Origin of the sequence: Paraconexibacter antarcticus (assembly GCF_024220175.1) — a bacterium.
GTDB classification, from domain to species: Bacteria; Actinomycetota; Thermoleophilia; order Solirubrobacterales; family Solirubrobacteraceae; genus Paraconexibacter; species Paraconexibacter antarcticus.
Window position 1 is genome coordinate 4513412 of record NZ_CP098502.1, and the last position, 14388, is coordinate 4527799.

Genomic DNA, 14388 nt, shown 5'->3' on the forward strand with positions numbered 1-14388 from the left:
CGGGGACGTGCCCCGGTCGCCCCGCCTCGCTCTGCCGCTCCTCACCTCCATCGTCGTGGCGGCCGGCCTCGGCTCGGCCGGCGACGCCCGTGCGGCCACGTGCGCGGACTATCCGAACCAGGCGGCGGCGCAGCGCGCGAAGGACACGCGCGACGCCGACGGGGACGGCATCTACTGCGAGTCCCTGCCCTGCCCGTGCTCGACGGCGACCGCGGGCGGCAGCGCATCGCCGCGGCCGTCGACGTCCGGGCGCCGCCGCGTCCTCGGCCTCGGCGTGCCGGTCCTCCTCGGACCCCGCCGCAAGCGGACCGGCTGCCGGGCCCGGGGTCCGCTCCCCGAGCCGGACTGCTCGCCCGGCGCGTACTACCCGAAGGCGACGCTCGCGAAGATCTGCGTCACGGGCTACACCGCGCGGGTGCGCCGCGTGTCCTCGGCCACCCAGCAGAAGGTCTACGCCGCGTACGGCATCGGGCGCCACCTCGAGGGCCAGTACGAGATCGACCACCTCGTCCCCCTCGAGCTCGGCGGCTCCAACTCGATCGCGAACCTCTTCCCCGAGGCCGCTCGCCCGCGGCCCGGCTATCACGAGAAGGACCAGGTCGAGAACGCCGCGCACGACACCGCGTGCGCCCGCCGCCGGCCGCTGCGCGCGCTGCAGCGCCAGATCGCCCGGGACTGGACGACGCTCCGCTGACGCCCATGGCCCGCGTCCTCGTGCCCGCGACCGAGACCGTCGATGCCACCTGGTTCATCCTCCCGGTCCTCGTCCTCGTCGTGCTCCTCGTCGCGGTGAACGCCCGGCGCGCCGGTCGCGACGGCGGCCCGGCAGCAACCGGCGCCGAGGTCGCCCGGTCCGCCCCGCACGCCGTCGCGAGCATCGTCGGGACGCTCCTCGTCGTCGCCGGCGGGGTCGCCACCGCGGCGGCCACCGCCCTGCTGCCGTTCATCCTCGTCATCGACGCGCTCGGCGGTCACGCCCTCGGGTCCGACCTCCTCGTGCCCGTCACGGGCGCCGCGGTGCTGACGCTCGGCGCCGCGCTTCTCGGCCGCAGCCTCCGTGAGCTGTGGCCCCGCCGCCGGCGCTGAGCCGCGCGCCCCGCCACCGCTCGCGATTCGTCAGTATCCATCGCTCCGGAGAGGTGGCAGAGCGGTTGAATGCACCGGTCTTGAAAACCGGAGGGCCTGTAAGGGTCTCGCGGGTTCGAATCCCGCCCTCTCCGTTCGGCCTGCCGGAAGGCCGCAACCGACGGTCCCCGAGGCCTCGGAGGGCACCGCGAGCGCAAGGTGGACCGCGGAGCCGCTACGGTGAAGGGGAGCGCCGCGCGTCCTGCCGCCTCTCCGGTCGGCTGTGGACGCGCTCGCGAGAGGCCCGTGCACGAGCAGGGCTTCTTCCTTCACAGGCACGCCGGACGGTGGGCCAACGACTCGAGGAGCACCGGATGGCCGGCAGGCAGAAGACGACGTTCGCGAAGATGAGCCGTGAGACCAAGGTCTCGCAGCGCAAGGCGGTCAAGGAGATGCGCAAGCGCGAGCGCCGCGAGGAGATCGACCGAGCCCGCGCCGAGGGCCGCGAGGTCTGGGAGACCGTCGACGCCGACGACACGTCGCTCGACCGCCCCGATCGTCTCGAGCTTCCGACGAGCTGAACCGGGCCGGCGGCGACGCAGGTCGCCGGCGCGCCGGGTCCGGGAGGACCTGGAACCCGAATGGCCGACGGGGGGCACGAGTGGAATCGTGGTGCTCCCTGACAGCAGCAGGATCCCACTGACGGGCGTGCTGCCCGCCGCGGACGCCCCCGCTCAGCCGGCGGCCCGCGCGAGCGCCGCGGCGACCGGGCCCGCGAAGGCGCGGGCGAGCCGCAGGTAGGCGGCATCGTCGGGGTGGAAGCGATCGGCCGCGACCTCGCCGCGGGCGAACGACAGCGGCACGGGGACGACACGCCCATGCGTCTCGACGCGGGTCGCGACCTCCCCGAGCCGGCCGGCGCCCGGCGTCGTCGCAACGAGCGTCCCGCGCGGGACCGCGCCCAGCAGCGCGTCGTACCGCTCGACGAGGTCGCGGCGGAGGGACCGGCGCAGCAGGTCGTTGCTCCCGACCATGAGCGTGACGACCGCCGGCTCGTCCCCCAGCGCCCCGAGCACCGGGAGCTGGCGCTCGAGCACGTCCGCCGTCCGCGCCCCGCTGAACGAGAGGTTCACGACGCGCACCGGGCGCGGGAGCGCCGCCTGCGTCAGCGGCACCCAGCCCCGGTCGACGGCGGTCGCGCCGATGCCCTGCGACATCGAGTCGCCGAGCACGACCCACAGCGGCCCCGCCGACGCGAGCGCCTCGAGGTTGCGCTCACGCCACCACGCCGCGTAGGGCGCCGTCTGCGCGGCGACCGTCCCGACGCCGGGCACCACCCGGCGCAGCGTCCGGGTCAGCGGGTTCGGAGCGCGGTGGTTGCGGTTGTCGTACGTGAGCGCCGAGGCCATCCCTCCCTTGTTCGGACGAGCGGCCCGAACGGATGGCCCAGGCACCGCGACCGCGGGTCAGCAGGTGGGGATCGTCACGCCGCGGTCGTCCTTCGCCTGGTCGTCGCCCCCGCTCGCCCGGCCGCTGAAACCGCTCTCACGAAGCATGTGATGGCTATGAGAGCATCGCCAGATGCGAGCCGTCATCTGCCAGAACGCCGAACTCGACGTGCGCGACCGGCCCGAGCCGGTCCCCGCCAAGGGCCAAGTCCGCCTCGAGGTCCTGCGCTGCGGGATCTGCGGCTCGGACCTGCACGCCCGCACCGGCTGCGACGACTGGGCGGCGATGACCGCACGCGCGGGGTACGACCGCTTCGCCCGCTCCGGCGAGGAGGTCGTCTACGGCCACGAGTTCTCCGGCGCGGTCGCCGAGCACGGCCCGGGCTGCCGCAGGACGCTGAAGGAGGGGACGCCGGTCGTCGCGCTGCCGCTGCTGCGCTCGCCGCTCGGCGTCGAGACGACGGGGCTCTCCGCGGCCGCGCCCGGCGCCTACGCCGAGCAGCTCATCGTCGAGGAGTCGCTCATGATGGAGGTGCCCAACGGGCTCTCCCCGGACGTCGCCGCGCTCACCGAGCCCATGGCCGTCGCCTGGCACGCGGTCCAGCGCGGTGAGGTGGGCAAGCGGACCGAGGCGGTCGTCATCGGCTGCGGGCCGGTCGGGCTCGGCGTCATCCTCATGCTCAAGGCCAAGGGCGTGCGGACCGTCGTCGCGAGCGACTACTCCCCCGGCCGCCGCGCGCTCGCCAAGGCCTGCGGTGCGGACGTCGTCGTCGACCCTGCGCAGGGCTCGCCGTTCGACCGGACGCCGGGCAAGGGCCAGCTGAAGGACATCCCCTCGGTGCTGGAGCTCGCCGTCGGCACGCGCGAGAAGCTCGAGCGCCTGCCCGTCGACTGGTGGCACGCGTGGCGCCTCGGCGAGGCGCTCGGCGGCAAGCCGAAGTTCCCCGTCGTCTTCGAGTGCGTCGGGGTCCCGGGCGTCATCGACTCGCTCATCACCGGCGCCCCGTTCTGGTCGCGCGTCGTCGTCGTCGGCGTCTGCGTCGGCCGCGACGAGATCACGCCGATGATGGCGATCAACAAGGAGATCGACCTGCGGTTCGTCCTCGGCTACACACCGCTCGAGTTCCGCGACACGCTCCACATGCTCGCGGAGGGCAAGGTCGACCCGCGCCCGCTCATCACCGGCACCGTCGGGCTCGACGGGGTCGCGGCCGCGTTCACGGCCCTGGGCGATCCGGAGGCCCACGCGAAGATCCTCATCGACCCCCGGTCGGCGGCCACCGCGCCGTGAGACCGGTGGGTGACAGCTGACACGCGCCCTGCGCGGGTGAGCTGTCACCCACCGCCCGCTGAGGCGTAGCGGTCCCTCCGTCAACCGAGGGTCCCGAACCTCCGTCCAGGGGGTTATGGATACGCCGATCGCGCGCTACCGTCGACGAGGTGCCCGTTGCCGTCATCTTCCGCTGTGACTACTGCGACGCCCGCCCGGACGCCGAGACGCAGGCCGCCCTGGAGGCGCAGATGCTCGACATGCGCCACGGGGAGTACGTCGACTCGGGCCCGGGGAACTGGCTCACCTGGCACGGGCGCGGCCTGTACGGGGCCAACCGCTACTCGTGCGGGGACCACCGCGGCGACCTGAAGGCGCAGCTGCGCGAGACGTACGGCACGCTCGGGTGGCACCCGTGGGCGAAGGGCCCGCACCCGTGGCGCGGCCGCCGCGGGACCCAGCGCGCCCGCGAGCTCAGCCGCGGCATCCAGGGGCACAACCGGCCGATCCGCCAGCCCCCGCCGCACGGCGCGTAGGCGCCGTCAGGCCCGCGCGCCGCGCGCCGCCGCCACGGCCGCCTGCCCGAAGGAGATCCCGCCGTCGTTCGCCGGCAGCCGCGACGGCACGAGGACCCGCAGCCGCAGCTGCTCGCAGGCCGCGATCGTCCACGTCAGCAGCAGGCGGTTCTGGAAGACGCCGCCGCTGAGGACGACGAGGTCGGTCCCCGCGCCCTCGGCCGCCCGCTCGCAGGCGGTCGCCGTCGCCTCGGCGATCGCGCGGTGCAGCCGCGCGGAGATGAGCGCGACGTCGACGCCGGACTCGACGTCGCCGAGCAGCGCGCGGATCGCCGTGCGCGCGTCGAGGACGAGGTCGTCCCCCACCGGCAGCGTGTACGCCCCCTTGTGCGAGACGTCCGCGCGCGCCTCGAGCTCGACGGCTGCCTGCCCCTCGTAGCTGCACCGCGCCCGCAGCCCGCAGAGCGCCGCCGCCGCGTCGAACAGCCGGCCCATGCTCGTCGTCACGGGGGCCGAGAAGCCGCGGCGCACCATCTGCCCGACGAGGTCCCACTGCTCGTGCGGGATCGCCGCGTGCAGCTCGTCGGGCACGTGCGGATGCTCGGCGGCGATCATCCACGATGCGGCCATCCGCCACGGCTGGCGCGCCGCGTGGTCCCCGCCCGGCAGGCGCACCGGGTGCAGGTGCCCGGCGCGGCGGAAGCCGGTCAGGTCGCCGACGAGGATCTCGCCACCCCACACGGTGCCGTCCTCGCCGTGGCCGGACCCGTCGTAGATCGCGCCGACCGCCGTCCCGGTCTCACCGTGCTCGGCGAGGCACGCCGCGAGGTGGGCGTGGTGGTGCTGCACCGCGACGGTCCGCACGCCGTCCCGGTCGAGCGCGTAGGCCGTCGAGGCGTAGTCGGGGTGGCGGTCGTGGGCGACGACCTCCGGGGTGACGGCGAAGAGCCGCTCGAAGTGCTCGACGCCCGCCGCGAACGACGCCCGCGTGCGGGCCTCGTCGAGGTCCCCGACGTGGTGACTCACCCAGGCGCGCCCGCCGCGCGCGACGCAGAACGTGTTCTTCAGCTGGGCGCCGACGGCGAGCACCGGCGGCGTCGCTGCGACCGGCAGCCGCAGCGACTCCGGCACGTACCCGCGCGAGCGCCGCAGCGCGGTCCGGCGGCCCGCGACGACGCGGACGACCGAGTCGTCGGTGCGCATGTGGATCGGGCGGTCGTGGACGAGGAAGGCGTCCGCGATCGGCTGCAGCCGCTCGAGCGCGTCGCGGTCGGCGTAGGCGATCGGCTCGTCGCTGAGGTTTCCGCTCGTGAGGACGAGCGGCAGCCGCAGGTCGTCGAGGAGCACCTGGTGCAGCGGCGTGTACGGGAGCATGACGCCGAGCTCGCGCAGGCCCGGCGCGACCGCGTCCGCCACCCCCGCGGTCGTCCGCCGCCGGCCGAGGACGATCGGCCGCTCGGCGCTGCGCAGGAGCGCGAGCTCCTCCTCCGCGAGCAGGACGAGCGACTGCGCCGCGACGACGTCGACGACCATGAGCGCGAACGGCCGGTCCTCACGGTGCTTACGGGCACGGAGCTCGGCGACGACGCCCTGATGGTCGGCGCGGCAGGCGAGGTGGTACCCGCCGAGGCCCTTGATCGCGACGATCGCGCCGCCGCGCAGGAGGGCCGCGGCCCGGGCGATCGCGTCGGCCCCGCCGGCCGCCGGCACCGGTGCGCCGAGCAGGCGTACGCGCGGCCCGCAGGCGGGGCAGGCGATCGGCTGTGCGTGGAAGCGCCGGTCGCGCGGGTCCTCGTACTCGCGCCGGCAGTCGGCACACAGCGGGAACGCCTTCATCGTCGTCCGCGAGCGGTCGTAGGGGACGTCACGGACGATTGTGAAGCGCGGCCCGCAGTTCGTGCAGTTCGTGAACGGGTAGCGGTGGCGGCGGGCGTCCGGGTCGCGGACCTCGGCCAGGCAGTCGGCGCAGGTCGCGGTGTCGGCGCTCACGAGGGCATCGGGCGTCCCCGCCCCGTCGCTGCCGACGATCGCGAACCCCGTCTCGCCCGTCGGCGCGCGGTCGCTCACCGCGGTCTCCTCGACGCGCGCGAGCGGCGGCGGGTCGTGGCGCAGGCGGACGAGGAGCTCCGCGATCGCCTCCGGGTCCCCTTCCGCCTCGATGAGCACCCCGCGCGTGTCGTTGCGGACGAAACCCGCGAGGCCGAGCTCGCCCGCCACGCGGTAGACGAACGGGCGGAAGCCGACGCCCTGCACGACGCCCTCCACCCGGATCTCGACCCGCCGGGCGTGCAGCGCGGGGATCACGGTCATCGCTGCTCGGCCGCTCCGGGGGCGAGGACGGCCGCGACGAGCAGGTGCAGGACCGTCGCCTGCGCCTCCTGGATGCGCGGGATGTGCTCGGACGGCGAGACGACGACGTGGTCGGCGAGCCCCTCGGCGAGGACGCGGCCGCCGTCGTAGCCGACGAGCGCGATCGTCGGCAGGCGCCGGCGGCGCGCCTCGGCGAGGGCGCTGAGGACGTTCGCGGAGCCGCCGCTCGTCGAGATCCCGAGGACGACGTCGCCGGGCCGCGCGTGCGCGATGACCTGCCGCGCGAAGACCGCCTCGTGCCCGACGTCGTTCGCGATCGCCGTGAGGATCGCCGGGTCCTCGGCGAGGTCGAGCGCGCGGCGCGGCGCGGCCGGCGGGGGCGGGTGGCGCAGGTCGGCGACGACGTCCTGCGCGTCCGTCGCCGAGCCGCCGTTGCCGAGCGCGAGCAGCGTCCCGCCGGCGTCGAGCGCCGTCCGCAGCGTCGCCGTCGCCGCCGCGATCGCGTCCGCGCTCCCTGCGAGCGTCGCGGCGCGCAGCTCCGTCGTCTCGGCCGCCTTGGTGAGGACGGAGGCGCGGACGTCCGCGAGCACGCCGGGCAGGTCGTCCTCGGTCTGCGCGAGGAACGGGTAGAGGAAGCTCGACGCGCCGCTGTCGTGCAGGCGCTCCTGGCGCCGCCCGCCGAGCAGGCCGCGGTGCTCGAAGAAGACGTGCACGAGCTCCCACAGCACGTGGTAGCTCTGCTCGATGAGCTCCTGGTCGACGAAGCGGTCGCCGCTGTGCGGCGCGAGCGTCCAGCGGCGCTCGCCGAGCTCGACCGTCAGCGTCCCGTCGTCGAAGCGCATGACGATGTCCTCGGGCCCGGTGAGGAGCGCGACCTCCGCCGCCTCGAGCCCGAGCGCCGGCAGCGCGCGCTTGCCGACGATGACCGGGTGGACGAACTCGACGGCGACGTGGCGCACGTCGGAGCGGTCGGCCGCCGTGGTCCCGCACGCGAGCAGCCGGCCGCCGCGGAGGAAGCGCTCGGCCATCGCGTGGCAGAGCTCCGCGAGGGCCGGGGCCTGCGCGGCGAAGAACCGGGCACAGGGCTCGGCCCGCGCAGCCGCCGTCCCCGCGAGGCGACCTGACAGCGGCTGCGCGGCCGTCGTCATACCGCCGCGCCGGCCCTCTCCGGGAGCGTGGCGAGCCAGGCCCGCAGCTCGTCCACCCCCTCGCCGGTCCGTGCGCTCGTCTCCATGACGGCGACGCCGGGGTGCACCTGGTCGACCCAGTAGCGGAACTTCTCGAGGTCGAAGTCGACGTACGGCAGCAGGTCGATCTTGTTGAGCACGACGAGTTCGCACGCCCGGAACATCAGGGGGTACTTGAGCGGCTTGTCCGCCCCTTCGGCCACCGACGAGACCATCATGCGGACATCCTCCCCCACCCGGAACTCCGCGGGGCAGACGAGGTTGCCGACGTTTTCGATGATGAGCAGGTCGAGGTCCTCGAGCCCGACGGCGGGAAGCGCCGAGCGGACCATGTTCGCGTCGAGGTGGCACTCGCCGCCGAAGCCCCCGCCGGTGTTCAGCTGGGTGACGTTGACGTGCAGATGCGCGAGGCGGTCGGCGTCGAGCGAGCCCTGCACGTCGCCCTCCAGCACGCCGGTCCGCAGCCCCGGCATCCCGGGCCCGAGGACCCGCTCGAGGAGCGTCGTCTTGCCGGCCCCGGGGGCGCTCATGAGGTTCACGACGGTGACGCCGTGCCGGTCGAAGTCCTCGCGGTTGGCCTTCGCGATCGTGTTGTTGGCGTCGAGGGCGTCCTCGACGACCCGGACCTTCACGCGGTGCATGCGGTGCTCTCCTGTTCGACCTCGATGGACTCCACTTCCAGCTCCTCGCCCGCCAGCACGCTCACCTCGGCGCCACCGCACTGCGGGCAGCGGAAGGCGGGGACGTCGATCGCCCAGTCACGCGCGCACGGGGCGCAGCGCAGGCGGGCGGGGACGACCTCCATCTCCAGCCGCGCGCCCTCGCACGGCCCGCCGCGCCCGAGCAGCTCGATGTAGAACGCGAGCGAGTCGGGGACGACCTGCCGCAGCTGCCCCGCGCGCACGCGGACGACCGTCACCCGGCGCCCGGCGGCGTGGCGCGCGGCGGTGTCGAGGACGGCGGATGCGATCGACATCTCGTGCATGCGCGCCCTCAGGCCGTGTACGCGGCGTCGGTCTGCAGCTCGCCGATCGTCTGGCGGACGAAGGACGCGGCGACGTCGACGGCGGCCGCGACCGGCGGCGTGAGGCCGAAGCCCGGCTCGGCGATCTCCCCCGGCTCGCAGGCGACGACCATGACGCGGCCCGGCCAGCCGCCGACGGCGCTGACAAAGCGCAGGACGGTCATCGGGTTCATGTCGTGCGGGTCGATGTTCTCGCCGTCCTTCAGCTCGCCGGAGAACTCCGCGCGGTCGGGCTCCATGACGTAGAGCGTCCCCGGCTCGCCGCCCTGGCGGCTCGCGTCGAGGAGCAGGAGCGCGTCGTACCCGCGGATGAGCTCGTAGGCGAGGTCGAGGCCGCCGGTGCCGAAGTCCATGACCGTGACGCCGTCGGGGACTCCCTCGGCCTCCAGGCGCCGGGCGACCTCCCCGCCGAACGCGTCGTCCTGCAGCCAGGCGTTCCCGACGCCGGCGACGAGGATCTGCTTGACGGGCTTGTCGTCGCTCATGGTTCCATCCCTTTGGTCGCGCGATGTTCCGAGCCCCCGGGCGAGGAACTCGCCGAGCTGATCGAGCCGCCAGGCGAGATCAGCTCGACCTCCGAGGGCTTGAAGTACAGGTACCGGCCGATGTCGCGCATGAGCTCCTGGCCGGGGTCGTCGTCGACGGTGACGCAGAGGTGGACCTGGTCCTCGTAGTCGACGTAGATGCGCTCGATGGTGGCGGGGCGGCCGTCGAGCAGGTGGTCGTGGGCGGCGTGGTCGTCCCCCGCGCGCAGGCGCACGGAGGCGCCGAGCCGGTAGGTCGTCCCGTCGACGAGCAGCGTCGTCTCGCCCTTGACCTCGCGGCCCTCGCCGCCGGCGTTCGCCGTCGCGCCCGCGCCGAAGCCGGCCGGGTCCGGGTCGCGGATCGTCACGCGGCCGTGCAGGCGCCTGATCGCCTCGGGCGTGGCGGCGACGGCGCGCTCGATCATCGCCCGGACGGTCGGGTCCTGCGCGGTGACCGCGTCGCGCTCCTCGTCGGAGAGCGCGAGCACGTGCAGCAGCAGCGCCTCCTCGATCTCGGTCCCGTCGAAGAGGTCGCCCTGCGACTCGGGCGCGAGCTGCGGGTGGTCGGGCAGCATGATCGCCGCGCCGAGCAGCGCGTCGTCGTCGTCGGTCGCGAGGACCGGGAAGGTGTTGACGCTCACGCACGTCATCACCGCACCGGCGGCGTGCTCGGGCGGGTCGATGAGCGAGAGGAAGCGCGCCCCGCCGCCGACGCGCGCGAGCACGTGCGTCGAGATGAGGCTGTGGCGCAGCGCGCCCGCCCGGTCGAGGCCGTCCGGGACATCCGTGAGGTTGTGGACCGCCGTCGTCACGCGCCACAGGTCGGGGCCGAGCGCCTGCGCCTGCATCGTCACGCGACCGCGCACGCCGTACCCGGCGAAGGGGACGCCGGCGGGCGCCTCGGCGAGGGCCGCGAGGGTGGTCGGCGGGAGCAGGACCTCGTTGGCGTCGGCCTCGTGACGGGTCCCGCTCGGCTCGAGGAAGTGCACCGCGACCCGCAGCCGCGCGGCCGGCGGCCCCTGGACGAGGCCGACCATCCGCAGGTGGTCGAACGTGTGCGGGCTGCGGGCCGCGTAGGCCGGCGGGTAGACGATCCCGAACGGAGTCGGCGTCGCGTTCTTCGTCGCGCCCGGCGTGTACGGGTAGAGCGCGTAGCCCTCGTAGAGGAGGGTGCGGACGAGCTCGTCGACGTCGGTGCCGGTCATCGCCCGGCCCCCTCCAGCAGCGCCCGCACGCACGCGTCGTGGTCGTGATGGCCGGCCACGGCCTTGTAGGCCCCGAGCGCGTCGAGCGTCTCGGTCTGCAGCCGCACCCAGCCGCCCCCCGGGTAGTACGCGGCGATCGTCCGCCGCCACGTCGCCACGGGCATGCTCCACCGCGCCGAGCAGCTCCACGGCACCTGGACGACCTGCATGCGGTCGCCGGACCCGACGAGCAGCAGCATCCCGGTGACGTGGAAGGAGAGCGGCGCCATCCCGTCCGGCAGCGAGTGGAAGTACCGGCTCGCGGCGACCTCGAGGTCGTACGTCACCGGGACGTCGAGGGTGAACGACGTCGCGCCCGTGAAGCCCGGCACGAGCGTCGAGACCTGCGCCCACTGGAACGGGTGCGTCGTCGCCGCCCAGCGTTCGGGGGCGCCGAAGAGCTCGACGAGCTTCGCGCGCGTCGCGTCGTCGTAGACGCGGCGGGCGGGGTCGATCTGCACCTGGATCGTGAGCGCGCCGACGTACACCTCGCGCCCGAGCGGCTCGGTGAGGTGCAGCTGGAAGCGCAGCGTCGGCGTCGCCGCGTGCGGGACGGGACCCGCGTCGAGCACGCTGAGCTGCGGCTCGGACGCGGTCGGCGGTTCGACGCGGGCGAAGGTCGACATCAGGCCGCGATCGCCTGGCGCTCGAGGGTCGCGAAGAAGTCGGCCACCGCGCCCTCGATCGCGCGGCCGCCCGAGATGCCCTCCCAGCGGGACTTGATGAGCCCGACGAGCCGGTAGCACTCGTCGATCGGGATGATCGCGTGCTGCGGCGGGGACGCGAGGCGGTTGACGATCAGCGCCTCGGCGTCCGGCTCCAGCCGCGCGAGCACCGGGTTGGCCTCGCAGAGGCGGTCCCAGGCGGCGAGGTCGAGCTGGCACTCCGTCGCCCCGACGGCGCTCGGGTAGAGGGCGACGATCTCGCCGCTGACGCCGCTGCGCATGAGGAACGCCAGGCCGATCGGGATCTCCAGCGCACGCCACTCCTCCTCGCCCAGGTGGAAGTCCTCGAGCCACAGGCGGCGGGCGCCGCTCGGACGGTACTCGGCGTCGCCCGAGTGCACCGACCAGCACGTCTCGCAGACGCAGACGATGCGCCGATCGGTGAGGTGCAGGAGGTGGCGATGGTCGTCACCGACCCCGGACGAGCACAGCTCGCAGCCGCCCGTGCCGTGCCCGGCGTCGCCGGTCTGCTCGATGGCCACCTTGACCTCGCCGCCGCCGCGCAGCAGCGGGACCGGCTCGAGCTGCAGGCCCGAGTCGTCCTTCGCCCGCCCCGCCCGCGGCAGGTCGTAGGCGCGGCCGCAGGACGTGCAGGTCAGCGCGCCGCCGACGAGCATGCCGCTGCTCAGCGGCGCGGCGCACGCGGCGCACGCGTCCCGGTAGGCGAGCAGCGTGCCGGCGATGTTGGCGACGAAGAGCCCGTCGGCGAGGGCCGCGTGGGCGCCACGGGCGAGGTCCTTCGCCCCGCCGAGGACGACCCAGTCGACGTCCGCCGGCGCGGTCCTCGGCGTCACCGCGCGCGGCGCGACGACGCCGGCGACCTCGAGCCCGAGCAGGTCCGGCGCCGCCTCCGCCAGCGCGTCCTCGATCGCGACCTCGAGCGTCGCCGCCGACGCCCCGCAGCCGTTGCAGCTTCCGAGCAGCTTCAGCCGCAGGACGCCGTCGGTCAGCGAGACGAGCTCGACGTCCCCTTCGTGCGACCGCAGGTAGGGCCGCACGGCGTCGAGCGCCTCCCGCACCCGGTCCTCGAGCGGGACCGGGTACAGCCCGTGCATGAGCATGAGGCTGGCGACGACCCCGTCGCCGGCCAGCGCCTGCACCGTCTCCTCGGGCACCACGGCGAGGATCCGCTCCAGACCCTCGCCGTACATCGCGACGAGGGCCGCAGCCAGCTCGTCGGCCAGCGCGCGGACCTCCTCGTCCGCCACCGCGTCCAGACGCTCCGAGAGCTCCTGGACGCGCAGCGCGAGGGCCCCCGGGTCCTCGGTGCTCGGTGCCCCGTCGTGCATCTGCTCAGCACATCCCCGTCGGCGTGTGGACGACCTTCCGGACCTTCCCCTTCCCGTACATGTGCACGCCACACGGCAGGCACGGGTCGAACGAGTGCACCGCCCGCATGATGTCGATCCCCTTGAAGTCCTCGGGGCCGTTCTCCTCGAAGATCGGGGTGTTCTGCACCGCGTCCTCGTAGGGGCCGGGCGTGCCGTTCGTGTCACGCGGGTTCGCGTTCCACGGGGTCGGCGGGTACGGCTGGTAGTTCGCGATCTTCCCGTCGCGGATGACCATGTGGTGCGAGAGGACGCCGCGCGCCGCCTCGTGGAAGCCGACGCTCACCGCCTCGTCCGGCACCTTGAAGTCGTTCCACGACTTCGTCCGGCCGGCCCGCACCTCGACCTGCGCCTTCTCGAGGTTGTAGAGGCCGACGAGCGCCGAGTACGCCTGGTGGTAGGTCCGGGCCCGCTGCCGCTCGATGGCGTTGGACCACTTCGGCACCTTCCACTCGAGCTCCATCTCGGGCATGAAGCCCGTCTTCGGCAGGACCATCCTGATCGAGTCGCCCGTCGCCTTCAGGTAGCCGATGTCGAGCAGGCCGGCCTTCGCCGTCACCCACTGGCGGGCGAACGGGCCGCCGCCGGTGTCGCTCGCGACGAACGTGTCCTTCTTCGCGTTGTACATGCGCGGCGAGGCGACCCACGAGTACTTGTCGGCGAAGTCCCGCGCCTGCGGCTTGGGCAGCGTCACCTTGTTCCACGGGTGGCGCGGGTCGACCGCGTTGCCGAGCGGATCCTTCGTGACGAACGGCGCCTCCCGGCCCGCCCAGTCGTCGAAGTAGGACGAGCCGAGCATGATCCGGATCGCGAGGTTGATCTCGACCAGGTCGGTGGAGACGAGCTCGCCGTCGAAGACGAGCCCCGGCGTGACGAACCGGGCGCGGCCCCAGTCGGTCATGTTCCGGTAGCTGTAGTCGACGTGCTCGGGGTCGTCGAACGCCCCCCAGCAGATGATGTTCGTGTCCCGGTAGCCGACCATCTCGTAGCCGGGCAGCGCCTCGTAGAAGAAGTCGTAGAGGTCGTCGTGCATCGGGACCGTGCGCTTGCAGTAGTCCATGTACCGCATGAGGCGCACGTAGTACTCCGTCAGCGTCTGCTGCGTGATGTCCGCGCTGCAGCCGCCGGGGAGGATCGTCGACGGGTGCGTGTGCCGGCCGCCGAAGAGGCAGTACATCTCGCGCGTGTAGCGCGCCACCTGGAGGGTCTCCAGGTAGAAGTCGCCGGTGAACGCGTTGAGCGCGCGCATGATGTCGGCGATCGTCTTGTAGCCGTGGATCGCCGCGTGCGGCGCGTTCGTCTGCTCCGCCTTCGCGAGCACGCCCGGGTTCGTCTCCTTCACCATCTGCTCGGAGTAGTCGACGTTCGCCATGCAGTCGTTGTAGATCGCGTGGTCGAACATGAAGTCCGCCGACTCGGCGAGGTTGAACGCGTAGTCGCCGAGCTTCGGCGGCTTCACGCCGTACGCCATGTTCTGGTTCAGGCAGGAGCACGTGCAGTGGTTGTCACCGCAGATGCCGCAGATGCGGCTCGTGATGAAGTGCGCGTCACGCGGGTCGATGCCCTTCATGAAGATGTCGAAGCCGCGGAACAGCATCGACGTCGAGTAGCACTTGTTCACGCGCTGGTTCGTGAAGTCGATCTCCGTGTGGATGCCCAGCGACCCGACGATGCGGGTGATGGGATCCCACGACATCTCCTTGACGACGACCTTCTGTGAGGTTGAGGTTTCGGTGGTGGCCATGTTC

15 protein-coding genes and 1 tRNA gene are annotated in these 14388 nt (G+C 73.6%); 6 read left to right on the forward strand and 10 right to left on the reverse strand.

Annotation, left to right across the window (positions count from 1 at the left end; genetic code table 11):
- The first annotated feature begins 7 nt into the window (after nt 1-7).
- The 4 genes from NBH00_RS22140 to NBH00_RS22155 all read left to right on the forward strand — a co-directional run bounded on the left by NBH00_RS22140 (nt 8) and on the right by NBH00_RS22155 (nt 1646).
- Nucleotides 8-694: a hypothetical protein gene (locus NBH00_RS22140; protein ID WP_254570738.1), complete on the forward strand. Its 687-nt coding sequence runs from the start codon at nt 8-10 to the stop codon at nt 692-694.
- Nucleotides 695-699: 5 nt separating this feature from the next.
- Entirely contained in the window at nt 700-1086 is a 387-nt protein-coding gene (locus NBH00_RS22145) for a hypothetical protein (RefSeq protein ID WP_254570739.1), read from the forward strand.
- Between the two features lie 47 nt (nt 1087-1133).
- Nucleotides 1134-1220, forward strand: a tRNA-Ser gene (locus tag NBH00_RS22150).
- Between the two features lie 219 nt (nt 1221-1439).
- A complete protein-coding gene (locus NBH00_RS22155) occupies nt 1440-1646 on the forward strand; it encodes a hypothetical protein (RefSeq protein WP_254570740.1) in 207 nt (68 codons plus the stop codon).
- A 153-nt stretch (nt 1647-1799) separates the two neighbouring features.
- On the opposite strand, the gene NBH00_RS22160 is transcribed toward NBH00_RS22155, so the two are convergent.
- Nucleotides 1800-2474 (reverse strand): SGNH/GDSL hydrolase family protein, encoded by a 675-nt coding sequence (locus NBH00_RS22160; RefSeq protein ID WP_254570741.1) that lies wholly within the window; start codon nt 2472-2474, stop codon nt 1800-1802.
- A 172-nt stretch (nt 2475-2646) separates the two neighbouring features.
- On the opposite strand from NBH00_RS22160, the gene NBH00_RS22165 reads away from it, so the two are divergent.
- Together NBH00_RS22165 and NBH00_RS22170 are read left to right on the forward strand one after the other, a co-directional pair.
- Nucleotides 2647-3804, forward strand: coding sequence for a zinc-binding dehydrogenase (locus tag NBH00_RS22165; protein ID WP_254570742.1), 1158 nt, complete (start codon nt 2647-2649; stop codon nt 3802-3804).
- 149 nt (nt 3805-3953) lie between these two features.
- Nucleotides 3954-4319 carry a hypothetical protein gene (locus tag NBH00_RS22170; protein WP_254570743.1) on the forward strand — a complete coding sequence of 122 codons (366 nt, stop codon included), beginning with the start codon at nt 3954-3956 and terminating at the stop codon, nt 4317-4319.
- A gap of 6 nt (nt 4320-4325) precedes the next feature.
- Here NBH00_RS22170 and hypF read toward each other — a convergent pair whose 3' ends face one another.
- From hypF to NBH00_RS22215, 9 genes are read right to left on the reverse strand one after another with little or no spacing between them, the layout of a single operon-like run.
- Nucleotides 4326-6608: a carbamoyltransferase HypF gene (gene hypF / locus NBH00_RS22175; RefSeq protein ID WP_254570744.1), complete on the reverse strand. Its 2283-nt coding sequence runs from the start codon at nt 6606-6608 to the stop codon at nt 4326-4328.
- Nucleotides 6605-7756 carry a D-sedoheptulose-7-phosphate isomerase gene (locus NBH00_RS22180; protein WP_254570745.1) on the reverse strand — a complete coding sequence of 384 codons (1152 nt, stop codon included), beginning with the start codon at nt 7754-7756 and terminating at the stop codon, nt 6605-6607. The genes hypF and NBH00_RS22180 overlap by 4 nt, the downstream gene beginning before the upstream one ends.
- The gene (gene hypB / locus NBH00_RS22185; protein ID WP_254570746.1) at nt 7753-8436 is read right to left on the reverse strand and encodes a hydrogenase nickel incorporation protein HypB; all 684 of its coding nucleotides are present in this window, start codon (nt 8434-8436) and stop codon (nt 7753-7755) included. Before hypB ends, NBH00_RS22180 begins: the two co-directional genes overlap by 4 nt.
- The gene (locus tag NBH00_RS22190; RefSeq protein WP_254570747.1) at nt 8424-8771 is read right to left on the reverse strand and encodes a hydrogenase maturation nickel metallochaperone HypA; all 348 of its coding nucleotides are present in this window, start codon (nt 8769-8771) and stop codon (nt 8424-8426) included. Before NBH00_RS22190 ends, hypB begins: the two co-directional genes overlap by 13 nt.
- A 17-nt stretch (nt 8772-8788) precedes the next feature.
- Complete coding sequence (locus NBH00_RS22195) at nt 8789-9304, reverse strand: hydrogenase maturation protease (protein WP_254570748.1); 516 nt, start codon at nt 9302-9304, stop codon at nt 8789-8791.
- Nucleotides 9301-10548 carry a hypothetical protein gene (locus NBH00_RS22200; RefSeq protein ID WP_254570749.1) on the reverse strand — a complete coding sequence of 416 codons (1248 nt, stop codon included), beginning with the start codon at nt 10546-10548 and terminating at the stop codon, nt 9301-9303. Before NBH00_RS22200 ends, NBH00_RS22195 begins: the two co-directional genes overlap by 4 nt.
- On the reverse strand, nt 10545-11213 hold the full coding sequence (locus NBH00_RS22205) for a DUF6084 family protein (protein WP_254570750.1): 669 nt from the start codon (nt 11211-11213) through the stop codon (nt 10545-10547). The genes NBH00_RS22200 and NBH00_RS22205 overlap by 4 nt, the downstream gene beginning before the upstream one ends.
- Nucleotides 11213-12601, reverse strand: a complete 1389-nt coding sequence (locus NBH00_RS22210) for a DUF5947 family protein (RefSeq protein WP_254570751.1) — start codon at nt 12599-12601, stop codon at nt 11213-11215. Before NBH00_RS22210 ends, NBH00_RS22205 begins: the two co-directional genes overlap by 1 nt.
- Nucleotides 12602-12605: 4 nt before the next feature.
- On the reverse strand, nt 12606-14384 hold the full coding sequence (locus NBH00_RS22215; RefSeq protein ID WP_254570752.1) for a nickel-dependent hydrogenase large subunit: 1779 nt from the start codon (nt 14382-14384) through the stop codon (nt 12606-12608).
- Between the last annotated feature and the right edge of the window lie 4 nt (nt 14385-14388).